General features: G+C 38.1%; 23 protein-coding genes. 18 read left to right on the top strand and 5 right to left on the bottom strand.

What is annotated here, in order from left to right; all coding sequences use genetic code 11:
- Positions 1-2 precede the first annotated feature (2 nt).
- The 18 genes from IGL31_RS07395 to holA all read left to right on the top strand — a co-directional run bounded on the left by IGL31_RS07395 (position 3) and on the right by holA (position 19,440).
- Positions 3-770, top strand: coding sequence for an inositol monophosphatase family protein (locus IGL31_RS07395; protein WP_002295483.1), 768 nt, complete (start codon positions 3-5; stop codon positions 768-770).
- 166 nt (positions 771-936) lie between these two features.
- Entirely contained in the window at positions 937-2,766 is a 1,830-nt protein-coding gene (typA, locus tag IGL31_RS07390; RefSeq protein ID WP_002288735.1) for a translational GTPase TypA, read from the top strand.
- Between the two features lie 261 nt (positions 2,767-3,027).
- Positions 3,028-4,800: a DNA helicase RecQ gene (gene recQ / locus IGL31_RS07385; protein ID WP_002288736.1), complete on the top strand. Its 1,773-nt coding sequence runs from the start codon at positions 3,028-3,030 to the stop codon at positions 4,798-4,800.
- Positions 4,801-4,913: 113 nt separating this feature from the next.
- Positions 4,914-5,216 (top strand): YlaN family protein, encoded by a 303-nt coding sequence (locus IGL31_RS07380; RefSeq protein ID WP_002298990.1) that lies wholly within the window; start codon positions 4,914-4,916, stop codon positions 5,214-5,216.
- 2 nt (positions 5,217-5,218) lie between these two features.
- Positions 5,219-6,382 carry an FtsW/RodA/SpoVE family cell cycle protein gene (locus tag IGL31_RS07375; RefSeq protein WP_002288740.1) on the top strand — a complete coding sequence of 388 codons (1,164 nt, stop codon included), beginning with the start codon at positions 5,219-5,221 and terminating at the stop codon, positions 6,380-6,382.
- Positions 6,383-6,407: 25 nt separating this feature from the next.
- Positions 6,408-9,836, top strand: a complete 3,429-nt coding sequence (locus tag IGL31_RS07370; RefSeq protein WP_086300114.1) for a pyruvate carboxylase — start codon at positions 6,408-6,410, stop codon at positions 9,834-9,836.
- 20 nt (positions 9,837-9,856) lie between these two features.
- Positions 9,857-10,981 carry a CAP-associated domain-containing protein gene (locus IGL31_RS07365; RefSeq protein ID WP_002298986.1) on the top strand — a complete coding sequence of 375 codons (1,125 nt, stop codon included), beginning with the start codon at positions 9,857-9,859 and terminating at the stop codon, positions 10,979-10,981.
- Positions 10,962-11,408 (top strand): YlbF family regulator, encoded by a 447-nt coding sequence (locus IGL31_RS07360; RefSeq protein WP_002295488.1) that lies wholly within the window; start codon positions 10,962-10,964, stop codon positions 11,406-11,408. Before IGL31_RS07365 ends, IGL31_RS07360 begins: the two co-directional genes overlap by 20 nt.
- Positions 11,392-11,730, top strand: a complete 339-nt coding sequence (locus IGL31_RS07355; RefSeq protein ID WP_002295490.1) for a YlbG family protein — start codon at positions 11,392-11,394, stop codon at positions 11,728-11,730. The genes IGL31_RS07360 and IGL31_RS07355 overlap by 17 nt, the downstream gene beginning before the upstream one ends.
- A gap of 129 nt (positions 11,731-11,859) precedes the next feature.
- Positions 11,860-12,420: a 16S rRNA (guanine(966)-N(2))-methyltransferase RsmD gene (gene rsmD, locus IGL31_RS07350; protein ID WP_002295491.1), complete on the top strand. Its 561-nt coding sequence runs from the start codon at positions 11,860-11,862 to the stop codon at positions 12,418-12,420.
- Positions 12,417-12,908: a pantetheine-phosphate adenylyltransferase gene (coaD, locus tag IGL31_RS07345; RefSeq protein WP_002295492.1), complete on the top strand. Its 492-nt coding sequence runs from the start codon at positions 12,417-12,419 to the stop codon at positions 12,906-12,908. Before rsmD ends, coaD begins: the two co-directional genes overlap by 4 nt.
- Positions 12,898-13,941, top strand: a complete 1,044-nt coding sequence (locus IGL31_RS07340; protein ID WP_002295493.1) for a SepM family pheromone-processing serine protease — start codon at positions 12,898-12,900, stop codon at positions 13,939-13,941. Before coaD ends, IGL31_RS07340 begins: the two co-directional genes overlap by 11 nt.
- A 158-nt stretch (positions 13,942-14,099) precedes the next feature.
- Positions 14,100-14,828: a helix-hairpin-helix domain-containing protein gene (locus IGL31_RS07335; RefSeq protein ID WP_016925838.1), complete on the top strand. Its 729-nt coding sequence runs from the start codon at positions 14,100-14,102 to the stop codon at positions 14,826-14,828.
- A 126-nt stretch (positions 14,829-14,954) separates the two neighbouring features.
- Entirely contained in the window at positions 14,955-15,200 is a 246-nt protein-coding gene (locus IGL31_RS07330) for an SGNH/GDSL hydrolase family protein (protein ID WP_025477609.1), read from the top strand.
- Positions 15,197-15,415: an esterase gene (locus IGL31_RS07325; protein ID WP_002295502.1), complete on the top strand. Its 219-nt coding sequence runs from the start codon at positions 15,197-15,199 to the stop codon at positions 15,413-15,415. The genes IGL31_RS07330 and IGL31_RS07325 overlap by 4 nt, the downstream gene beginning before the upstream one ends.
- A gap of 135 nt (positions 15,416-15,550) precedes the next feature.
- Positions 15,551-16,090 (top strand): ComE operon protein 2, encoded by a 540-nt coding sequence (locus IGL31_RS07320; RefSeq protein WP_002295503.1) that lies wholly within the window; start codon positions 15,551-15,553, stop codon positions 16,088-16,090.
- The gene (locus IGL31_RS07315; protein WP_002324787.1) at positions 16,083-18,356 is read left to right on the top strand and encodes a DNA internalization-related competence protein ComEC/Rec2; all 2,274 of its coding nucleotides are present in this window, start codon (positions 16,083-16,085) and stop codon (positions 18,354-18,356) included. The genes IGL31_RS07320 and IGL31_RS07315 overlap by 8 nt, the downstream gene beginning before the upstream one ends.
- Positions 18,357-18,393: 37 nt before the next feature.
- Positions 18,394-19,440, top strand: a complete 1,047-nt coding sequence (gene holA / locus IGL31_RS07310; RefSeq protein WP_002320835.1) for a DNA polymerase III subunit delta — start codon at positions 18,394-18,396, stop codon at positions 19,438-19,440.
- Positions 19,441-19,528: 88 nt separating this feature from the next.
- On the opposite strand, the gene rpsT is transcribed toward holA, so the two are convergent.
- From rpsT to IGL31_RS07285, 5 genes are all read right to left on the bottom strand, one after another.
- Entirely contained in the window at positions 19,529-19,783 is a 255-nt protein-coding gene (gene rpsT, locus IGL31_RS07305; RefSeq protein WP_002292188.1) for a 30S ribosomal protein S20, read from the bottom strand.
- A gap of 399 nt (positions 19,784-20,182) precedes the next feature.
- Complete coding sequence (locus IGL31_RS07300) at positions 20,183-20,452, bottom strand: hypothetical protein (RefSeq protein ID WP_002289125.1); 270 nt, start codon at positions 20,450-20,452, stop codon at positions 20,183-20,185.
- A 261-nt stretch (positions 20,453-20,713) separates the two neighbouring features.
- Positions 20,714-20,842 (bottom strand): hypothetical protein, encoded by a 129-nt coding sequence (locus IGL31_RS07295; RefSeq protein ID WP_002295511.1) that lies wholly within the window; start codon positions 20,840-20,842, stop codon positions 20,714-20,716.
- Positions 20,843-20,921: 79 nt separating this feature from the next.
- On the bottom strand, positions 20,922-21,377 hold the full coding sequence (locus IGL31_RS07290) for a DUF441 domain-containing protein (protein WP_002289123.1): 456 nt from the start codon (positions 21,375-21,377) through the stop codon (positions 20,922-20,924).
- A gap of 137 nt (positions 21,378-21,514) precedes the next feature.
- Positions 21,515-23,443, bottom strand: coding sequence for a heavy metal translocating P-type ATPase (locus IGL31_RS07285; RefSeq protein ID WP_002289122.1), 1,929 nt, complete (start codon positions 23,441-23,443; stop codon positions 21,515-21,517).
- Positions 23,444-23,614: the final 171 nt, after the last annotated feature.

The raw sequence follows: 23,614 nt of genomic DNA, 5'->3' as shown, positions 1-23,614 counted from the left end.
AAATGGAACAGATGATTGATCATATCAAGTCCTGGCTTGAAGAAGCTGGTGAGAAAATCAAATCTTCTCAACAAACATTAACAATCTCGCAAAAATCAAATCGAACGGATCTAGTAACAAATGTCGATCGAAACATCCAGAATTTTCTAATCGAAAAAATCCATTCCTTTGATCCAGAGGCGAAAATATTGGCAGAAGAAGAAGGGTGTAATCAATTATCGGATCTCGATGGAAGAGTCTTTATCATCGATCCTATTGATGGCACCTTGAATTTTGTGATTGAAGGGGAAAATTTTTGTATTATGCTCGCTGTTTATGAATCCGGCGTTGGAAAGCTTGGTTTCATTTATGACGTGATGAGAAATGAACTTTTTTGGGGTGGAAAAGGAATAGGCGTGTATAAAAATGATGAGCCATTGCCTAGACCAGCAAATAAATCCTTATCGGAAGGCTTACTTGGTGTGAATAGTTATCTTTTCGGTCATAATAAATATGGAATCCGAGAAATTGCGGAAAGCAGCATGGGGACACGTATGTACGGATGCGCTGGTCTTGAACTAGTGGCAATCTTGAAAGGAAACCACATTGCTTATATTTCAAACCTTAGCCCTTGGGATTATGCAGCGGGAAATGTCTTATTGGAAGAGTTTGGTATGGTAACAAGCGGTCTTTTTGGTACTCCTTTGACATTTGAAAAAAGGGAATACTATTTAGCAGGGACTTCTTGTGCATATGCAGAAATCGCAGACCTTTTGAAAAAAGAAGGCTGAAAAAAGGTAGAAATCATTCACAAAAATGATAAAAACGGGCAAAAGATTAATTTTCTCGAAAAAATGAAAACATTTTACTATATTTCATGAAAAAAGTCTGCTATAATTAGCAGTCGAGTAAAATTTGCCCTGTCATAAAGAACCAATAAAAAAGGAGTTAGTTACATTGAATTATAGAAACGATATCCGTAACGTCGCAATTATTGCCCACGTTGACCACGGAAAAACAACATTAGTTGATGAACTATTAAAACAATCAGATACATTAGACGCACATACGCAATTGCAAGAACGTGCGATGGACTCAAATGCGCTAGAAAAAGAACGTGGTATCACGATTTTAGCCAAAAACACAGCTGTAGACTATAAAGGAATTCGCGTAAACATCATGGATACTCCAGGACACGCGGACTTCGGTGGCGAAGTAGAACGGATCATGAAAATGGTTGACGGCGTTGTGTTGGTCGTAGATGCGTATGAAGGAACAATGCCTCAAACACGTTTTGTATTGAAAAAAGCACTGGAACAACATATCACACCAATCGTTGTCGTAAACAAGATTGACAAACCTTCTGCTCGTCCTGAGCATGTCGTAGATGAAGTTCTTGAACTATTCATCGAATTAGGAGCAGATGATGATCAGTTAGACTTTCCTGTGATTTATGCATCTGCACTAAATGGTACGTCAAGCTTGTCAGATGATCCAGCAGATCAAGAACCAACCATGGCACCTATTTTTGATACAATTATTGAAAAAATCCCTGCTCCTGTCGATAACAGCGACGAACCATTACAATTCCAAGTTTCATTACTTGACTACAACGATTATGTAGGTCGTATCGGAATCGGACGTGTATTTAGAGGAACAATCAAAGTAGGAGACCAAGTAGCATTAATTAAATTAGACGGAACAGTTAAGAAATTCCGTGTAACGAAATTATTTGGTTTCTTTGGACTAAAACGTCTAGAGATTCAAGAAGCAAAAGCTGGAGACTTGATTGCTGTCTCAGGTATGGAAGATATCTTTGTCGGTGAAACAGTTACTCCTGTGGATCATCAAGATGCGTTACCTATCCTTCACATTGACGAACCAACATTGCAAATGACTTTCTTAGTTAATAATTCACCATTTGCCGGTCGAGAAGGTAAATTCGTAACCGCTCGTAAGATTGAAGAACGTTTGATGGCAGAACTTCAAACAGATGTATCTTTACGAGTTGAACCAACAAACTCTCCAGATGCATGGACAGTTTCTGGTCGTGGAGAATTGCATTTGTCTATCTTGATTGAAAACATGCGCCGTGAGGGATACGAATTGCAAGTATCTCGTCCAGAAGTTATTGAAAAAGAAATCGACGGTGTAAAATGCGAACCGTTTGAACGCGTGCAAATCGATACACCAGAAGAATATATGGGTAGTGTTATCGAGTCCTTGAGCTTACGTAAAGGTGAAATGCAAGATATGGTCCATACAGGAAACGGACAAATCCGTTTGACATTCTTAACACCTGCCCGCGGTTTGATTGGTTATTCAACTGAATTCCTTTCAATGACACGTGGTTACGGAATCATGAACCATACTTTTGACCAATATCTGCCAATGCTTCCTGGTCAAATTGGCGGACGTCACCAAGGGGCGCTTGTTTCGATCGATACAGGAAAAGCAACGACTTATTCTATCATGAGTATCGAAGAACGCGGTACAGTCTTCGTAGAACCAGGTACAGAAGTATATGAAGGAATGATTATCGGGGAAAACAGCCGTGATAATGATTTGACTGTCAACATCACGAAAGCAAAACAAATGACAAACGTACGGTCTGCTACTAAAGACCAAACATCTGTCATCAAAAAACCAAAACAATTGACGTTGGAAGAATCTTTGGAATTCTTGAATGATGATGAATATTGCGAAGTAACACCAGAAAGCATTCGCTTGAGAAAACAAATTTTAGAGAAAAATGCTCGTGAAAAAGCATCTAAAAAGAAAAAATAATCTGTAAAAGGATGAAGAGAGAAACCAGCTTGTTATAAAAAAATAGCTGGTTTCTTTTTTTGTCCAACTCTTTTCTGTGGAGAAGTCATCTTTGTCAATGGACATAAATTCAGAAAATACGCCAAAAGACGTTTAAAAGACTTTTAAAAAACTTGTTTCTAGAGAGTTTTTGTTTCATAATAAGATAATGTTTCACGAAAGGAGATCAACTTGTCCTTCGAAGAAAATCGAAGTAAAATGGCAAGAGAAAGGAGCGGGAAGATGAACGACTTATTAAAACAATACTTTGGCTATGATGAGTTTAGACCTGGTCAAAAAGAAATTATCCAGAAAGTCATTGATCAGGAAAATGTATTAGGAATCATGCCTACCGGAAGTGGGAAATCAATCTGTTACCAGCTTCCAGCTTTACTATTAGATGGGCTTACTGTGGTTGTGTCCCCTTTAATCTCTTTGATGAAGGATCAGGTGGACGCGGCGAATCAATTAGGTATACCCGCCACTTTTATCAATAGCTCGTTAGATGGTTACGAAACAGCTAGACGCTTCCAAGAAATCGATAGACAGCAGTACCGTTTACTTTATATCGCTCCTGAACGTTTTATCATGCCAGATTTTATCCAAGCAATGAAGCGATGGAACGTCCGTATGATCGCTATTGACGAGGCACATTGTATCTCTCAGTGGGGGCATGATTTCCGCCCAAGTTATTTACAGATGGCGAACCAGCTAGATCAACTGCCAAATCGTCCTGTAATTGTTGCTTTGACAGCTACAGCGACTGTGCAAGTAGCTGCTGACATAAAAAGACTTTTAAAAATTCCAGAAAACAACCATATTCAGACTGGTTTTGAACGAGAAAATCTACGATTTCAAGTAATTAAAGATCAAAAAAAAGAACAATATCTAATCGAATATTTAAAGATCAACAAAAATCAATCTGGTATCATTTATGCAGCAACGAGAAAAGAAGTAGACCGTCTCTATCATTTGCTTAAAAAATTCGATTTTTCCGTGGGTAGATATCATGGTGGTCTAAATGAGAATGAGCGAACAGAAATGCAAGAAGCCTTTTTATACGATCGCTTGCAGCTGATTGTAGCGACAAATGCATTTGGTATGGGTATAAATAAAAGCAATGTCCGTTTTGTTATCCATTATCAAATTCCTGGCTCTCTAGAAGCATACTATCAGGAAGCTGGTCGGGCGGGAAGAGATGGTCTTTCCAGTGAAGCCATCCTGCTTTTCTCTCCTCAAGATATCCAAGTCCAAAAGTTTTTTATCCAGCAGTCCCAAAGAGAAGAAGGGCAAAAGCAAAAAGAATATGAAAAATTAAAAGCGATGACAGAATACGTGTATATTGAGTCCTGTCTTCAGCAATACATCCTAAACTATTTTGGCGAGACAAGCAGTCCGTGCAACCGTTGTGGTAACTGTTTAGATGACAGAGAAATAGTAGAAGTAACGACAGAAGCACAGATGGTTCTTTCTTGCTTAAAACGTATGGGTGAGAACTATGGTAAACAAATGCTGATGAAAGTCTTAGCAGGATCGAAAGAACAAAAGCTGCAAGCTTTAGGTTTTGGACATTTATCTACCTATGGACTGATGAAAAACCAATCGCAAAAAGAAACGATGCAGTTAATTGAATATTTGATATCGAATGGCTATCTTCTGACCATCAATGGTGAGTATCCTGTTTTGAAAGTAACAGAAAGAGGGATACAAGTATTGAAAGGACAAGAATCTGTTTATCGAAAGGAACCCAAGAAAGTCCAGCAGCTATCGGATGAAGAAACCGATACACTATTTGAAGTGCTGCGGGAACTGCGAACGGATCTAGCATCAGAAGCAGGCGTTCCCCCGTATGTCGTATTTTCAGATTCCACATTGAAAGAAATGAGCCGAATACGTCCATCAAGCAGATTGGAGATGCTTCAGATAAAAGGAGTTGGCCAAAGCAAGCTTGATAAATATGGCGAAGCCTTTTTATCTCGGATAAAAAATGCGGACTCTAACGTTCTGGATAAGTAGAAAGAACGAATACGTAAAAATGAATAAAAACAACTGGTTAAATCTGTTTTTTTTGCTCCTTATGAAAATCAAATATGTTATAATTAAGGAATTAGAATGGGAGGTAAGCACAGATGGATTCTTTGTCGAAAAAACTTGCGATCCAAGTATTAAATGATGAAGCAGAACGGATCAAACGATTAATCCGAAATCAAAACAACAGTCTCTGTATCTCACAATGCAAAGCCTTCGAAGAAGTGGTAGATACACAGATGTACGGCTTTTCCCGGCAAGTCGGTTTTGCTGTCCGTATAGGAGTAATCGGAAAGAACGAGGGCCAGCTGATGTTAAGTGAGCTAGAACGAGAATTGAATCAGTTATATAGTGAGGTTTACCAAGAAAATTATGATAAAAAAGAAGTTGGCAAGGAGGAATAGACTTGCCTAAGAAAGTGAAAAAAAGGCATCTATTAGACTATAGCATCTTGATTCCCTATTTAATTTTATGTGTATTGGGATTGATCATGGTATATAGTTCTACGTCGTATCTATTATTAGAAAACGGACAAAATCCGTCCGCATCAGTCATTAACCAGAGTATTTTTTGGGTGCTTAGCTTGATTGCTATCGCACTACTTTATAAAATGAAAACAGATGTTTTGAAAAACCAGCGTTTGATCATGGCAGCCATCGCAGTTTTGACGATTTTGCTGCTGATTGTTGTGTTTTTTGGTAAGGAGATCAATGGGGCGAAAGGTTGGCTGCAAATTGCAGGATTCTCGATCCAACCTGCCGAATACCTAAAAATCATTTCTATCTGGTACCTGTCTCTGACTTTATCTAAAAGACAAAACAGTGTACAAAAAGATTTTCTTGGGACTGTGAAACGTCCACTTGCAATGGTTATCGGACTTACTGCATTAGTCGCTATTCTTCCCGATTTTGGTAATGCGGCAGTTATCTTTTTGATTATTTTGGTTCTGCTTTTAGCCAGCGGAGTCAATTATGTGTATACTTTGATTGTAGGAGTAGGAGGCTTTTGTCTAAGTACTTTTACGATCTGGCTGATCAATATCACAAACGGAAAGATCTTACCTGGACGTTTACAGTATATCTATAATCGATTTGCTATTTACCAAAATCCTTTCTCAGACGAATTAAATAAAGGGCATCAACTAGTCAACGGCTACTATGCCATGTTCAACGGAGGACTATTTGGCAGGGGATTAGGTAACAGTATCCAGAAAAAAGGATTTTTACAAGAAGCACAAACCGATTTTATTTATGCAATCGTAGTGGAAGAACTGGGAGTGATTATGGGGATTTTGATATTAGCGTTGCTATTCTTTATGATTGTGCGCATTGTCCTTGTAGGTATCCGTTCAAAAGATCCGTTCAATTCGCTTTTGTGCATTGGGATCGGCGCAATGTTTTTGATCCAAGTATTTGTCAATCTTGGAGGAATTACTGGTGTTATTCCTTTGACAGGGATCACGTTCCCATTTTTAAGTCAAGGAGGCTCCAGTTTGCTGATGCTTTCGATTTGTGTCGGCTTTGTCCTCAACATCAGTGCGGATGAAAAACGCAAGAGCTTAGGTTTATAATAAAAAAAGATGTAGGAGTGGTTCGATGAAAAAAGTTTTAGTTGCTAACAGGGGTGAAATCGCTGTACGTGTATTTCGTGCTTGTACAGAATTAGGAATTAAAACTGTTGGAATCTATGCAGAAGAAGATGAATATTCCGTACACCGTTTCAAAGCGGATGAAGCATATTTAGTAGGACAAGGAAAAAAACCGATTGATGCGTATCTAGATATTGAAGGGATCATTTCTATCGCAAAAGAATGCGGAGCTGACGCCATTCATCCGGGTTACGGTCTTTTGTCGGAAAACTTGAATTTTGCGCAACGGTGCGAAGAAGAAGGCATCACTTTTGTTGGACCCAAACTGCATCATTTAGATATTTTTGGAGATAAAATCAAAGCAAAAGCTGCAGCTATCGAAGCAGGGATTGCTTCGATTCCAGGCACAGATGGACCAATCGCTTCTATAGACGATGCCTTGGAGTTTGCGAAACAATACGGTTATCCGATTATGATCAAGGCAGCTCTAGGCGGCGGCGGACGCGGCATGCGTGTAGCTCACGATGAAAAGAGTGCAAGAGAGGGCTACGAACGTGCGAAAAGCGAAGCAAAAGCAGCCTTTGGTAGTGATGAAGTGTATGTTGAAAAATACATCGCTAATCCTAAGCATATCGAAGTACAGATTCTCGGGGATACGCATGGAAACGTCATCCATCTTTTTGAAAGAGATTGTTCTGTTCAGCGCCGCCACCAAAAAGTAGTAGAAGTAGCGCCTTGTGTCTCTATGAATGAACAGCAACGTCAAAAAATCTGCCAGGCAGCTGTCCAATTGATGAAATATGTCGGGTATGTCAACGCAGGTACAGTAGAATTTCTTGTTGAAGGAGACGATTTTTACTTTATCGAAGTCAACCCTCGCGTCCAAGTGGAACATACGATCACAGAAATGATTACAGATATTGATATCGTAACAACGCAACTGTTGATTGCTCAAGGATTGGATCTGCATAAAGAAATCGGATTGCCTCAGCAAGAAGGAATCAAATTAAATGGTTCAGCCATTCAATGCCGAATCACTACAGAAGACCCGTTGAATAACTTTTTACCAGACACAGGGAAAATCGATACGTATCGTTCACCTGGTGGTTTTGGCGTACGTCTGGATGTCGGAAATGCTTACGCGGGCTATGTAGTGACACCGTATTTTGATTCATTGCTAGTAAAAGTATGTACGCATGGTGCTACTTTTGAAACAGCTATTCAGAAAATGGAACGTTGCTTGAAAGAATTTAGAATCCGTGGAGTGAAAACAAACATTCCATTTATGCTCAATGTCATCACACATCCTGAATTCCAATCAGGAAATGCAAAAACAACCTTCATTGATAGTACAGCAACATTATTTGAATTTCCTCGACTACGAGACCGCGGAAACAAAACGATGAAATATATCGGTGAAATTACTGTGAATGGTTTTCCAGGTATCGAAAGTGGCGAAAAACCATTTTATGAAGAACCACGTATGCCTAAAGATCTAATCACAAGAACTGATTACGTAACGGCTAAGAATGTATTAGATGCGAAGGGTGCCGATGCTTTGGTCGAATGGATCAAAGGACAGGAAAATTTGTTGTTGACGGATACGACATTTAGAGACGCCCATCAAAGTCTGCTAGCAACTCGTGTTCGGACAAAGGATTTCAAGCAGATTGCACGTTTGACTGGAGAAGGTCTTCCTGAACTCTTTTCAAGTGAGATGTGGGGGGGAGCAACATTTGATGTGGCTTACCGCTTTTTGAATGAAGATCCTTGGCAACGGTTGAGAAAAATTCGTTCTTTAATGCCTAATACGTTGCTGCAAATGCTTTTCAGAGGTTCAAATGCCGTTGGGTATTCTAATTATCCTGACAATGTATTGGTGGAATTTGTCAAAGAAGCAGCAGCGCAAGGAATCGATGTATTTCGAATCTTTGATAGTTTGAACTGGACTCCACAAATGGAAAAAAGTATCCAAGCTGTACGGGATACTGGTAAAATCGCAGAGGCAGCTATTTGCTATACTGGCGATATCAACGATCCAAGTCGGGCAAAATACAATGTTCAGTATTATAAAGACATGGCAAAGGAACTAGAACAACTGGGTGCGCATATCATTGCAATCAAAGATATGGCTGGGCTGCTTAAACCGCAGGCAGCTTATCGTTTGATTAGTGAATTGAAAGAAACGACAGATCTGCCAATCCATCTGCATACTCATGACACCAGCGGGAATGGAATCATCACTTATTCTGCTGCTTCAAAAGCAGGAGTAGACATCGTTGACGTGGCAATGAGTGCAATGAGTGGGAATACTAGTCAGCCTAGCATGAGCAGCTTGTATTATGCACTGGTCAATGGTCCACGGCTGCCAGAAATCACGATTGAAAATGCACAGAAATTAAACCATTATTGGGAAGATGTGCGCATGTATTACAAACCGTTTGAAAACGGCTTGAATGCTCCTGAAACAGAAGTATATATGCATGAAATGCCAGGAGGACAGTATTCGAATCTACAGCAACAGGCAAAAGCTGTCGGATTAGGTCATCGCTGGGATGAAATCAAACAAATGTATCATACTGTCAACTTGATGTTTGGCGATATCGTTAAAGTAACTCCATCATCTAAAGTAGTTGGAGATATGGCACTATTTATGGTCCAAAATGATCTTACAGAAGAAGATATTTATGAAAAAGGCGAAACACTAAGTTTCCCTGAATCTGTTGTGACTTTCTTCCAAGGAGAACTAGGGCAACCCGTTGGCGGATTTCCTAAAAAATTGCAAAAGATTATTCTTAAAGGCAGACCTGCATTGAATGAACGTCCAGGTCTTTTGGCTGAATCAGTCGACTTCAACGAAGTAAAAAAAGAATTGGCAGAAAAAATCGGCTATGAACCAAAACAAGACGAAGTATTAAGCTATTTGATGTATCCGCAAGTCTTTTTGGACTATCAAAAAGCATATAATCAATTTGGCGATGTTACATTACTGGACACACCAACATTTTTCCAAGGTATACGTTTGGGTGAAACAATCAATGTACAAATCGAACGCGGAAAAACGCTTATCATTCGTTTAGATGAAATCGGAGAACCCGATATCGAAGGGAATCGCGTACTGTTCTTCAATTTGAATGGACAAAGACGTGAAATCACTATCAAAGATAATTCGATCATCAGTACGGTCCAAACCCGATTGAAAGCTGAACCGACAAACCGAGAACAAATTGGAGCAACGATGTCTGGTTCTGTTTTGGATGTATTAGTGAAAAAAGGCGATAACGTTAAAAAAGGTGATACGTTGATGATTACTGAAGCGATGAAAATGGAAACGGCCATCGAAGCACGTTTTGACGGAGAAGTCGCACATGTATATGTGTCTTCAGGAGACACTATTTCGTCTGGTGACCTTTTGATTGAAGTGACTGAGAAATAATAAGCGAAAGGTGGGGAAACATGAAAAGACTGGGTTTGTTTTGGCTGATTCTGCTATTAGTTATTGTGGCATTCTACATGGAACCAGTCTTGTTTCCGCCAAAACTTGAAGTGAAGGAAAACTCTGATCAACAAATAGCAAACCAAATGACAACGTGGAAATACCAGGAGCTTAAAGCAACTGGTTTTTCTACTTATATCGGAAAACCGATCGATCAGCTGGAAAAGGATTTTGGCCAAGCCTATGATCGATTAACTAGCGGATTTGGTTTTGAAACAAGATATTATGAAAATAAAGCTAGTCATCTCACATTTGAAGCGAACATCCAAGACAGCAGAGTCACAACTGTTAAAGTACTGCAAACAGGGCCTGCTGATATCGCGCCGTTTTATTTAGGGATGACGATGCAAGATCTTACGAAAATCACTACTATCTATACTAATTTCACTTTTGAGTACCATGATACAGAAGTTGGAATCGAACTAATGGAAGAGGATATGAATTACCGTCCGCTAATTGCTTTTGATAACGACACTTTTGCTATTTTATTTTTTGATCAAACAACAAACGGCCTATTTTCAGTTGTGTATTTAGATAAAGATAGTCTTTTGAAACTATTGCCATATCAAGTGTTTGGTGAAGGCCTTCCACATTATCAAGCAGATAAATCGGCTGATTGGGAATCAATCAATCGCGTTAAAGAACGAAAAAGTACGACTTTATTAAATATGCTTAGAAGAGAAGACGAACTTCCCATATACAATCAAACACTTGCCTTTCAAAACCACAGTCAGCTGCTACTACATGATTTTTTGACAAGGCCTGAGGAAATATTGTCAGAGGAACGTATGGCTGATTGGCAAAAATCGCTAGGCAGTGCTCAAACGACAGTGAAATTCTCACTGACGAATGATGAATTGGAGAAGTTAATCAGTAAACAAAAATTAGAAAATACTAGTGGGCTCTTTATTCATCCGGCGATCGACGCTACTTTTTCGTTTTTATATTGGTACAGCGATCCTTACAACCATGACCGTTTCATGGACCCGGGAACGGATTCTGTAGGCATTGCTTTTTCTAAAGAAAATATGTTAGTCTTATTGCAAGAAGAAAACGGAGAAAGTAGTGATAGCAGTGATCGTTAACGAAGAGCTGTTTCAACTGGAGGATCAATGCCTCCAAGTCGCTGAAATGATAAAAAAGAGTAAAACGATGGCTTCTTATCTTGAACATAAACAGTCAATGGAAGAATCTGCAAAAGTTTGCCAGTTGAAAGAAGCGTTCTTGTCTAAGAAAGAAGCATTTGAAAATGTAGCGGCATATGGTGAGTATGCACCTGATTATCGTGAAAAAAAACGAGCTGTTCGAAAAGCAAAAAGACAGCTTGATATGGATGAGCATGTTGCAGCTTTCCGATATAGTGAAACACAGCTGCAAAGTCTGTTGGATCAAATTGTCCAAGTACTTGCCGAAGAAGTTTCTAATGAAATCAAAGTAGATGCAGGTAGCCCGTTTTTTGAAACGAAAAAACACTTTGGATGCGGAGGTAATTGTCATGCAATTAGACAATAGTGAATTTGAAATAACAAAACGACGCGGGCTGATCGTATGGGTCTACAGCTTAAAACAATTAAAGAATCTGAAAAAGTTCGGCTTGTTGCATTATGTCTCAAGAAGAATGAAATATGTCGTGCTTTACTTAAATGAAGAGACATTTGAAGAAACAGAAGAACGAATCCGTAAATTACATTTTGTTCGAAACGTAGAACGTTCTTACCGACCGGATATCGAAATGAATTTTGCCGAAAAAATAGGAAACAAAACAGTATTAAAAGACGAAGGTTTCGAAATCGAAGAGCTAAATACAGAAATCCGATTAGCTGAACATCTTTAAAAATCTCTTATGAGCAGTTTTTAAATAAAAAATAACTTGGATAACGATCGATTTTTGATCATTGTCCAAGTATTTTTTTGTCTTTTTTTTGGTATACTAGTACCAGTACCATTTCTAAGGAGTGAGTAGATGCGGATAATATCAGGAAATTATGGCGGGCGCCGTTTAAAAAGTTTAGCAGGGGCGAACACCAGACCAACTACAGATAAAGTAAAAGAATCCATATTCAATATGATTGGACCATATTTTGATGGAGAGACAGTATTGGATCTGTTTGCAGGAAGCGGTGGTTTAGCTATCGAAGCAGTATCTAGAGGCTGCAGTCATGCGGTATGCGTAGACAAAAATTACCAAGCGCTAAAAATCATCAAAGAAAACATCGAAATTACGAAAGAACCAGAGAAATTTACCACAATAAAACTTGATGCGGACAAAGCAATCGAACGGCTAGCAGCGGAGAAACAACAATTCGACTACTTGTTTCTTGATCCGCCATATGCAAAACAAAAAATAATCGATCAAATCCATAAAATGGAAGAACTGGGACTTTTTTCTAAAACCGCAGTTATCGTATGCGAAACGGATAAAACAGTCGAATTGCCAGAAACTGTGGCTGGATTCCATCAAATAAGAAAACAGATTTATGGCATAACGGCCGTAACTATCTATAGAAAAGAGGGAAATCAATGAAACGTGCATTATTCCCAGGAAGTTTTGATCCTTTTACAAAAGGTCACTTAGATACGGTGGAACGTGCGGCTAAATTATTCGATGAGGTAGTAATTGGTGTTTTTATCAATACTTCAAAGAAAAGTTTGTTTCCCCCAGAAGAAAGAATGACATTGATCACAAAAGCTGTTTCTCATCTTCCTAATGTAAAAGTCATGCATCAAGAAAATCAATTGACGGTAGAAACAGCAAAAGAGATTGGTGCAGATGCGTTGATCAGAGGCATACGAAGTATCAAAGACTTTGAATATGAACGAGAGATTGCTCAGATGAATCATCATCTATATGATGAATTGGAAACTGTCTTCTTATTAGCAAAACCAGAATATAGTCACGTGAGTTCCAGTATTTTAAAAGAAGTACTGCACTTTGGCGGAGATGTGAGCAGCTACTTACCGCCAGTGATCAACGAAGCTTTAGCTGGAAAGCGTGAATCAAATGAAAGCTAAACAATGGTTGAAAACAGTACTGATTATCATATTTGGAATGTTGATCATTGGATTTGTAGTAGTTCCCTTGCCGTATTATGTAGAATCACCGGGAGCCACGATCGATCTGAAAGAACTAATTACGGTCAATGATAAGGAAGATAAAGGTTCTGGTTCTTTCTCTCTTACCTCTGTTGGTATCAGGCAAGCTACAGGTTTCTTAGCTTTAAAAGCTAAAATGACCCCTTTTGAAGAATTGATCAGTGAAGAAGAATTGACTGGTGGGGCGACAAATGAAGAATATAATCAAATGCAGCAGTATTATATGGATTCTTCCCAAAATGCAGCAATCGAACAAGCGTTAAAACTTGCAGACAAGCCTTATAAAATGGAATTCAAAGGCGTATATGTCATGAGTGTAGAGAAAACATCGAATTTCTTTGGCAAGCTTTCAGTTGGAGATACAGTAACAAAAGTAGACGGGAAAAGCTTTCAAAGTACAGAAGCATTTATGGATTATGTAAAAAGCCAAAAAGTTGGACAAACAATCGAAATCAGTTATTTGCATAATGGTGAAGAAAAAACAGCTTCTGGTGATCTGATCGAGTTACCAACAGATAAAAAGGCAGGAATAGGTATCACGCTTACTGACCATACCGAGATCGAATCAGATACAGATGTTCGTATTAATTCTGGCTCTATCGGTGGGCCATCAGCGGGATTGATGTTCACTTTAGAAATCTATGAACAAGTCACTGGTAAAAACTTGCGACATGGTAAGCAAATTGCAGGAACTGGAACGATCAACAGTGAAGGAGAAGTTGGCCGAATCGGAGGAATCGATAAAAAAGTGGCAAGTGCGGATAAAGCTGGCGTAGAGATTTTCTTTGCACCAGATGATACGATTTCAGACGATGTTAAGAAAGAATATCCTGAAATAAAAACCAACTACGAAGAAGCAAAAGCTGCCGCCAAAAAATTGAATTCCTCAATGAAAATCGTACCAGTAAAAACAGTACAAGAAGCGCTTGACTATCTAGAGAAAATGAAATGAAACTAAATAATTAAAGAGGGGTTGTGACACGAGTTCTGTCACACCCCCTCTTTTTCGTCAAAAATCTTCACGATAAAAATAAAAACAAAAGAAAAAATTGACGTAATTAGATGTTGAAGGGACGATTTTGCCAGAGCTCACTGTTTCTTCAATTTTAAATGAAAGGAGTAATGAATGATTTTTACTGGTCATTCTTTGGAAAAAGAACAATGATAGAAAAAATCAGCAAGAAAATACTAGCTTCACCCAAATTGATCATTTGGATGTCTATGATAGTTCTTATCTTTTGTATCGCAAGTGGTTTTTTATTATCAAATTTGCTATTTTATAGAGAACCAGAAGAGACTGCTGCAAAAGAAATACTTTCTTCGTTTAGTTCCAGTGGAGAAGATCCATCAGCCGAAGGAAACGATGTAGAAGAGGATGCTCGTCCAAAGGTCATGTACACCGATATCAAAGGAAGTGTGAAGGAGCCTGGTATCTATTCCTTTTCTTCAGAAGAACGGGTCTATGATGTACTAAAGCGTGCAGGTGGATTATTAGAAGAAGCGGATAGCGATCGAATCAACTTTTCTGCGAAGATAGAAGATCAGCAAGTCCTATATATCCCTGCTGTAGGTGAAGAGCTGCCAGAACATCTTGATCAGTTGGCATCCTCGGAAGGAAAACAGCCTACAGCAGATTCCGAGCCTCCCAAAATAAATATCAATACAGCCACTCCATCAGAACTTCAGCAGATTCCTGGGATCGGATCAGTCAAAGCGCAAGAAATCATTCGATTTAGAGAAGAAAACGGATCCTTCCAGAAAGTGGAAGACCTGCAGGAGATTTCTGGTATCGGTGAAAAGACAGTTGAAAAACTAAAAAACTTCGTTACAATTAAATAGAATGATTCAAAATCGACTGGCACGAGCAATAAATGGACGCTAATGGATACTAAGAATAATCCAATTCTAAGAGCTTGGCAGGACGAGGAGGTAGTATTTTTGAATATCCTTCTAACAGGAAATAGCTTGATTGTTCGCAAAGAAACATTAAAAGAACCAATGCTGAATGTCTATCTCCAAAATAAAATATCTGGGATTCATATTATGAATACGGCTGTCAGCGGCAATAACAGTCAAGCTCTACGAGAACGCTTTGCCAAAGATGTACTTAGCTATACAGCAGATAAAGTATTTATTCTCATTGGGACGAATGATCTAGCAGAGCATAAACAACTTTCTAAAGAAACGTACCAAAAAATCTGCAGTGGATGATAGTTCAGCTGAAAAAAGACTATAGTTCTGATCATGCTTTCTTTATCACGCCACCAGCAGTCGATGAGACAAAACAAAAATATCGGAATAACAAGTTGATCAAAGAATATATCTCTGTTCTCACAGAAGTAGCAAAACGCCATGATTGTGAAGTATCGATTTTTATACGGAATTTCTTGAACAAATGGATTCGAAGAATTTTTATAATGGGCTAATGGATGACGGACTTCATTTCGGCAGTGAAGGGTAGGATCTTTTGTCAGACAGGATGATTCGTTATATTTAAAGAATATTTTGTTTAAGCAATGAGTACTTTTTAATCAACTTGAAAAAACGGAGGAATATAAAACATGTTAGAAAAATCTTCAAAAGCATGCGATACGAATAAAGAAAAAGTTACTGATAAGTCACATAATGAACGCATTCCTTGGGACCAGTACTTTATGGCTCAGGCAGTACTGTTATCTTTACGTAGTACGTGTACACGTTTAGAAGTAGGAGCGACACTCGTTCGAGAAAAAAGGATCATTGCTGGCGGCTATAATGGAGCAGTCAGTGGAGATGTCCACTGCATAGATGAAGGGTGTTACGTCGTGGATGGACACTGCTTGCGAACGATCCATGCAGAGATGAATGCACTCCTACAGTGTGCAAAACTTGGTATCCCGACGGAAGGTTCAGAAATCTATGTCACACATTTTCCATGTTTGGCCTGTACAAAGGCTTTGTTGCAAGCTGGTGTGAAAGGGATCAATTATCTCCATGACTATCGAAATGATCCTTATGCCCAAGCGTTGATCGAACAATTAGGTGTATCTGTACACCAAGTTGCTTTAGACTCACAGCATTTTTCAAAACTTCAAAATGAATTAACAGGAAAACATGTCTAGCGTTTTAGAAAGGCATGTTCGAAATCGGTTGATTTTTCCGGCAATTACGTCGATGATTATCTGTTTGTTGTATTACACTGACAATTGGGGTTATCGTTTGCTTCTTGCCGGAATTTTTTTATGGTTTTCGCTAAAAGAAGGACGTTTTATCGCGTACTTGTGTATTTTGTGTAGCATAACGGTATCCATTTCTTATAGGCTACAAGAGTATTCATTTTTAGAGGAAAAAACAACATCTGCGCAAATTACTGTATTTACAGATACGATTCGTGCAAATGGTAATTTTTTGACAATGGAAGGAAGGTTATCAGAGAATAAACAAAAGCTCCAGCTTTCTTATCAAGTAAACACAGAAGCAGAATTGAAAACATGGCTTAACTTCCGAGGAAAGGGAATAGAATTGACTGCTGAAGGCGAGTTCATCTCTCCAGCAAAAAAGCGGAATCTTTATAATTTTGACCAAGAAGCTTACTTCAGGAACCATAGAATTTCTGGACGGTTCCAAATTCAAAAGATTGAACAGATCACCATGCAAAATCACTGGCGAAACTGGCTTCAGAGAAAAAGAGGATCTTTTATCTCCTTTGTCCAATCTGAATTTCCGCAAAAAACAAGTGTATATATTAATTCTTTATTATGGGGCTATAAAGATGCAGGATTCAGAGAATCAGAAGAAATTTTTAGGGAGAGTGGTTTGCTGCATCTGTTCAGTCTATCGGGTCTACACATCCAATTTTATTTAGGGTGGCTGTATTATTTATTTCGACGTATCGGATGGCCACTACACGTCAGTATTATTCCGTTGAGTCTACTAACTATCTGTTATGTTTCTATTGCAGGAAGTTCTATTTCTGTTTTGCGTGCTAGTTTGCTGTTTTTATTGCGATTGCTAGTCAAATTGCTGAATAAGCATTATTCCACCATGGACTTATTTGCAGTTGTCTTTTGGCTTCTTTTACTATTTGATCCTCGATTTCTTTTTCATGCGGGTGGACAGCTTAGTTTTTTCATGAGTTTTTTGTTTATCCTGATTTCTTTTGATGGAGATTGGTTGAAAAAAACGGCCTCTCACGTCCTGTTTACTATGATCACGATGCCGTTGATTGTATGGCATTTTTATGAGTGGCCTATTTTAGGTAGTCTTTTTACATTACTGATTGCACCGGTATTCAAGTTTCTTTTTCTTCCTGGTGTGTTATTTCTCACACTCTTCAATCGCTGGCTGCCGGAAACTTTACTTTTGCTGATAGAAGAGGGATTAATCTTATTTGAGCGAATAATCGATTTTTCTTCAGGGTCGTCTCTCATTATAGGACGTTTGCCCCTTGTGCTATCTGGGATGTATATTTTCGGATTACTGATTTGTATGGATAGGTTGAAAGAACAACCTGTGAAACACTTGTTTTATGTTGGTCTTTTTTCTTTTATTTTTTTGACTTTGCCATTTTTACGCTTTTCTTCAACGATCGCTTTTATCGATGTCGGTCAAGGAGACAGTATCTTTTTGCAAAGTCCTTTTCGAAAAGAAACGATTTTGATCGATACTGGAGGTCAGTTACACTTTGAAAGAGAAAAGTGGGCGCAAGGTATGATACGTCCTCCTGCTGAAAGAAATATCGTTCCATATCTAAAAGGTCAGGGGATAAGTGTAATCGATAAACTCATCTTGACACACGACGATACGGATCATGTGGGAGAATTACCCACGTTATCTCAGCATTTTACTATCAAAAAAATTTATATCGGTTGGGGCGCTGGACGAAATGAGCCATTACAAAGGCATTTATCTGAAGCTCAAAAAAATGGTACTGAGATCATTGAAATCAAACATGGGGACAGGATCAGCGGTTATTATGATCTTTATGTATTGACTCCTTTTGAAAAGGGAGAGGGAAGAAATGAAGATTCGATTGGTCTATGGATGGAATATAACAATAGGCGCTTTTTATTTTTAGGAGATTTGAATCAAGCAATGGAAAAACAATTGCTTTTGATTTATCCTAATCTGAAAGCCGATGTAGTCAAATTAGGTCATCACGGTAGCCGTACGTCAAGTAACACAGATTTTCTTTCCCATATTGAAGCAAAACATGGGATTATATCCTGCGGCGTAAATAATCGTTATGGTCACCCGCACAGCGAAGTATTGGAGACACTAGAAGAAAATCAGATAAAAACATGGCGAACGGATCAACAAGGAATGATCACCTATCGCTGGCATCCAGTTTTTCATCCTCATGGGCTAGTGGAAACAATGATAGACTAGTAATTCTCATCTGCTCATGGTAGGATAATTTTTGAAAGTGGTGAGTAATTTGAGTATACAAGCAGAGTTACAAAAAATACGTAAAGAAAAACTTGCATCTTGTTACTTGATTTTAGGAACAGAAAAGTTTCTCCAAGATCAAGTTCGGACAGAAATTGTCAAAAAAATCCAATTAGAGGGCGAAGATGACTTAAATTTTTTAAGTTTTGACATGGAAAATGCAAGTTTAGATGAGGTAGTAGCTGAAGCAGAGACGTTGCCGTTTTTCGGAGATCAACGGTTAGTATTCGTAGAGAATCCTTATTTTTTAACAGGTGAAAAAGTAAACAATGGAATCGAACAAAATACTGATTTATTGACGGCTTATTTGAAAGAACCATTAGAATCGACTGTATTAGTATTCTTTGCGCCATATGAAAAGTTGGATGAACGGAAAAAAGTAACGAAACAATTGAAAAAAACAGCAATTATCATCAATGTCCAACAGTTGAATGAAAAAGAAGTACGTCAATATCTGATGAATACCTTAGAGAATTCCTCAATCAAAATGGAACGAAGTGCAATTGATTTATTCTTGAGGTTGACCGACTTAGATTTATCCAAAATGATGAGAGAGTTACAGAAATTGGTCCTTTATGGACAAAATCAACAGCAAATCACGGTAAGAGAAGTAGAAGAATTAGTTCCTAAAACGTTAGAACATAATATTTTTGACATGACCCAATATATTTTAAAAGGGAAGACGGAACAAGCTTTGCGTTTATACGAAGATTTAGTTATGCAAGGGGAAGAAACAATCAAAATTAATGCGATTTTGCTTTCTCAATTACGTTTATTTTTACAGACAAAATTTCTTGTAAAGATTGGTTATCAGCAGGCAAATATTGCTGAAACATTGAAAATCCATCCATATCGTGTAAAACTTGCCATGCAGGAAGTAAAAAAATTCGATGAACATTTGCTGGTACAGTTGTTTGATCAATTAGTTGAGATGGATTATCAAATCAAAACGGGACAAATCGAAAAAGAATTAAGTTTTCAACTATTCGTTTTGCGCACAGGGCAGTTGTTAAGAAATCGATAAGAAGAAAGACGAGGGCAAAGCATGCGGGAAGGTCGTTTGTTTTTGTCCTTTTTTTGACAAATAAAAAAATCGGCCGAAGCCGATTCTTTTATTTAGCGATTTTTTTGCTTAAACGAGATTTGTCGCGGTTAGCTTTGTTTTTGTGGATTAGACCTTTTGATTCAGCCATATCAATAGCTTTAACAGCTTCTTTATATAACGCATCTACGTTGTCAGCACCTGAAGCTACAGCATCTTCAAATTTTTTGATTGCAGTACGCATAGCGCTTGTTTGAGATGAATTTTTCACATTAGCGTTTTCGCTTGTACGAACACGTTTGATTGCAGATTCAATGTTTGGCATTAGTTTCACCTCCGATAACTTAAGTTCTTACGCGTGTTACCGCATAATTCAACATTCATTATTATACCTAAAGGCAGCGTGCTTTGCAATATGAACATGACAAGTTTTTTTCCTTAACAGTCTTTTATTAGGATTTTTTTTCAGTAAAAACGGATAGTACAAGCTGAAAAAAATCAAAAAGACGCTATTGTGGGAGGCAATAGCGTCAAACCAAACTAGATTTTTATTTATCTATTTAAACAAAGTTTGAATGGGAATGTTTGGTACTAAGTTATTATATAACAAAGAGAACCGTTTGCAAAGTTTTTTTTGAAAAGGGATACGATTCCCTGTTGTTCTTTGTTTTTCTATTAAGAAACTGCAGTTATTTTATAACCAGTATCCTTTGATCAGTAAAGGCTATTCTGGTGTACCGATTATTTTAATGTATTCATCGATATTTTTTATCAACATTTTTTTTATGACCAACTGGTTCCGACGGTTCCATTTGCCACTTACTTCCAGCACATATTTATTTAGGGGCAAACGTAAGATATATTTTGCCAAATAGCGATCTTTAAGCAGGCCATTGATCACACGGTCCTCAAGCTGCAAGTTGATCCCAGTCAGCATCATTGGCTGTTCTTGTAAAACGTACGTATCAATTAAAAGACCTTCAAAAGTTTCCACAAGCGTCTTCCTTTCTTTTCAAAGTAACCTGAAAACAGGCACTAATTCTTCCATTTTGATATTCGTTGAAGTGGATGCGATCATTCTTTCTTTTGTCCACTGTAATCTAGTATAACAAAAAAGAGCAGAAGAGCCAAAAAGAAAAAAGAGCATCGAATTCTATAGGAAGTCTCATTGGCACGGCCTAAATTATTACAAAACATTGATTAAAAAAAGCCCCTGCATCGCAGGAGCATCCCCTATATCGTTTTAATAGGTCAATCAAAAAGCAGTATCAAACACATTTTGTATCAAATCAGGAAATAATAGATAAGCTAAGCCCAGAATCAAAAGTACCGCTAGAAGAAACCAGCCGATTGTTCCTATGAAATACTTTAATTTTTCGAACATTGTATCACCTCGTTGTCAGTATATCACGGATCAGTAAATTGGGGGTGTTAAGAATCTCCTAAAATAGACAAAATTTGTTCTATTTTCCTAAAGCAAATACTTGTAAGATACAGTAAGTGATACCAGAAGCAATGACCGGTCCGGCGGCGATTCCTCTTAAGAAGACAACACCTAAAATCGTGCCGAAAACAAGTGCAACAGTGATTTGTGGATCAGAAGCAATCAATCCTACACCCTTGGAAGATAAGACAGCCACTAGCCCACCGCAAAAAACAGCTACCCAGCCAATAGGGGATTTAAAGGCTTCTAATAGATCACGTAGACCGATTTCTCCTGTTGCGATAGGGATTAGAATAGCCGCTGTGATGATCGTCACCCCAATATTGATTCCTTTGCCTTGAAGCCAAGGGAAAAAGGAACGGGAGGCTGGTATGAGCTTCATAATCAAAACAAAAGCTGCCGCTATCATCAGACTTTGATTTTTAGCTAAAATTGCTACAAGTAAAATAATTCCTAAAAAAAGCCAACTTTCCATGAAATATATTCCTCACTTTCTTCGAAACAATCATAACATGTTTTTAGAAAGTTGCAAAAGTAGGAATTCATCCTTCAAGACCTATTCATAAGCTGTTTTTTTCATAAAATAAACAAAATCATAAAAAAACACTTTGCTTATTTGACAGAAGACAGCCGCGCTTTGTATAGTGGACAAGACTTACATTTTTTTGAAGAATCAGAAAGATCAGGTAAAGGTCTTAGTAAACGCAAGCCATTCAGAATAACCAATATTGTGCTTCCTTCGTGTCCTACAACTCCAAGAGGTAGATTTAAAAATTGCAGGAAGTTAGAAGCAATCAACAAGAGAATAACAAGAATCGAAAAAATAATATTTTGTTTGATGATCCGCCGCATTTTTAAAGATAGCCGATGACTGTAGACAAATTTATTTAAGTCGCTTTTCATTAAGACGATGTCTGCGATATCCATAGCGGCATCTGTCCCTTGCCCCATAGCGACACCTAAAGAAGCGGCTGCTAAAGCAGGCGCATCATTGACTCCATCACCAACCATCGCATTTACTTGGTAAAGTTCATTCTCTTTTTTGACTAGTTGTGTTTTTTCTTCCGGAGTACAGCTTGCATAGTAATGTTCAATCCCTACTTGTTCAGCAATGGCCTTTGCTGTGCCAGAATGGTCGCCGGTTATCATACTTGTATGGATGTTTTGGGATTTAAAGTAGGAAATTACTTGTTGGGTATTTGCTTTTGGAATATCTAGCAGACCTAAAACAGCAATTAACTGCTGATCTTTAGAAAGATAAATCACGGTTTTGCCTTGATTTTCCAAACGTTCGATCATTTCCGCAATCTCTTTGCTGATTATCATCGTCTCAGGATCATATGCGTGCTTGCCAACTTTCCATTGCGCACCTAAATAGGTAGTTTGTAATCCAAAACCAGTAATTTCTTCTATTGGTAAGTATTGGATTTCTTCAGGTATTGTGCAATCGAAATATTGCAAAATCGCATGAGCAAGTGGATGCGTCGTTTTTTGTTCCATAGCAACAAGAAGTTGTTGTGCCAAATCCTTTTCATCAAAGAAAAAGCTGTCAGTTACAACTGGTTTTCCTTTAGTGAGCGTTCCTGTTTTATCAAAGGCAATCGCTTTTAATTCAGAAAGCTTTTCTAAATGGATACCGCCTTTGATTAAAATCCCATTTTTTGCAGAATTTGAAAGAGCAGCTAGAGAAGCTGGTGTAGCAGATGCGACAAGCGCACAAGGAGAAGCCACAACTAATAATACCATTCCTCGATAAAAGCTTTCATCCCAACTCCAACCTAGGAAAAAGTGGGGGAGAAGGATCATTAGAGGAACAGCAAGCAAAATCAATTTTACATAATTATTTTCGATTCGTTCGATAAATGAAGCTGTTTGAGTTGGCGTATTCTGCGCTTCTTCTACTAATTGGATAATCTTAGCAAAGACAGTTTCGGAACTCGTTTTTGTTACTCGAATCGTGATGGGATTTCCTTGATTCAGCGTTCCTGCATACATCTCATCGCCTAAATATTTTTCTACAGGCACAGATTCACCGCTTAATGCAGACTCATCGATCGTTGCCTGTGTGCTTTCTAAAAAGCCATCTATCGGAACAGCTGCTCCTTTAGCGACAAATACCAAGTTATCCACCTTTAGTTGAGAAACATCTACTTCTTGCATTTGTCCATTTTCTTTTAATAATTGGGCTTTTTGTGGTTGAAGATTCATCAAAGCAGTAATTTCTTTTTGACTTTTATTAGTTGTGTATTCCTCTAATGCACCGCTTAAACAAAAGATGAATGTCAACATTGCTCCTTCAAAGTAATTACCGATCAAACAGGCACCAATAGCAGCTAAAGCCATCAATAAATCCACATTCAGTGTCCGATCATTCCACAATTCTTTCAAGCCTTCCGATGTTTGTTTATATCCACCGATGATAATGGCACTGATATAAAAAAGTGGGGTGATGGTAAGAGAGAATCGGTCGAAGATAAAACCGAAGATCATAAATAAAAGGCAGCCGATTGTTGCTGCAAAAGCTTTTTTCTGATTAGTCATCGTTATTAGACCTCCTTGTCAAAACAAGGATAGCATAATAAAAATGTAATTGATAATAATAACAGCTAAATGAGAACGATAATGGTTATCATTTGGTGATTAAGCTTGATGTTGTTTTTATTATTTATAATGATTATTATTAAAGAAAATAAAAAACCAGAACATTTCTCA

The sequence above is a fragment of the Enterococcus sp. MSG3290 genome (assembly GCF_050555565.1).
GTDB lineage: Bacteria > Bacillota > Bacilli > Lactobacillales > Enterococcaceae > Enterococcus_B > Enterococcus_B faecium.
This window is presented reverse-complemented; position numbering and strand designations above follow the sequence as displayed.

Excerpts from the sequence above, each read along its gene's own strand:
- IGL31_RS07380 (WP_002298990.1), top strand. The coding sequence starts at position 4,914 with ATGGATTCTTTGTCGAAAAAACTTGCGATCCAAGTATTAAATGATGAA.
- IGL31_RS07285 (WP_002289122.1), bottom strand. The coding sequence starts at position 23,443 with ATGACTAATCAGAAAAAAGCTTTTGCAGCAACAATCGGCTGCCTTTTA.
- IGL31_RS07370 (WP_086300114.1), top strand. The coding sequence starts at position 6,408 with ATGAAAAAAGTTTTAGTTGCTAACAGGGGTGAAATCGCTGTACGTGTA.
- IGL31_RS07365 (WP_002298986.1), top strand. The coding sequence starts at position 9,857 with ATGAAAAGACTGGGTTTGTTTTGGCTGATTCTGCTATTAGTTATTGTG.
- IGL31_RS07290 (WP_002289123.1), bottom strand. The coding sequence starts at position 21,377 with ATGGAAAGTTGGCTTTTTTTAGGAATTATTTTACTTGTAGCAATTTTA.
- IGL31_RS07335 (WP_016925838.1), top strand. The coding sequence starts at position 14,100 with ATGAAAGGAGTAATGAATGATTTTTACTGGTCATTCTTTGGAAAAAGA.
- IGL31_RS07295 (WP_002295511.1), bottom strand. The coding sequence starts at position 20,842 with ATGTTCGAAAAATTAAAGTATTTCATAGGAACAATCGGCTGGTTTCTT.
- IGL31_RS07355 (WP_002295490.1), top strand. The coding sequence starts at position 11,392 with ATGCAATTAGACAATAGTGAATTTGAAATAACAAAACGACGCGGGCTG.
- IGL31_RS07315 (WP_002324787.1), top strand. The coding sequence starts at position 16,083 with ATGTCTAGCGTTTTAGAAAGGCATGTTCGAAATCGGTTGATTTTTCCG.
- recQ (WP_002288736.1), top strand. The coding sequence starts at position 3,028 with ATGAACGACTTATTAAAACAATACTTTGGCTATGATGAGTTTAGACCT.
- rpsT (WP_002292188.1), bottom strand. The coding sequence starts at position 19,783 with ATGCCAAACATTGAATCTGCAATCAAACGTGTTCGTACAAGCGAAAAC.
- rsmD (WP_002295491.1), top strand. The coding sequence starts at position 11,860 with ATGCGGATAATATCAGGAAATTATGGCGGGCGCCGTTTAAAAAGTTTA.
- IGL31_RS07395 (WP_002295483.1), top strand. The coding sequence starts at position 3 with ATGGAACAGATGATTGATCATATCAAGTCCTGGCTTGAAGAAGCTGGT.
- IGL31_RS07320 (WP_002295503.1), top strand. The coding sequence starts at position 15,551 with ATGTTAGAAAAATCTTCAAAAGCATGCGATACGAATAAAGAAAAAGTT.
- IGL31_RS07340 (WP_002295493.1), top strand. The coding sequence starts at position 12,898 with ATGAAAGCTAAACAATGGTTGAAAACAGTACTGATTATCATATTTGGA.
- coaD (WP_002295492.1), top strand. The coding sequence starts at position 12,417 with ATGAAACGTGCATTATTCCCAGGAAGTTTTGATCCTTTTACAAAAGGT.
- IGL31_RS07325 (WP_002295502.1), top strand. The coding sequence starts at position 15,197 with ATGATAGTTCAGCTGAAAAAAGACTATAGTTCTGATCATGCTTTCTTT.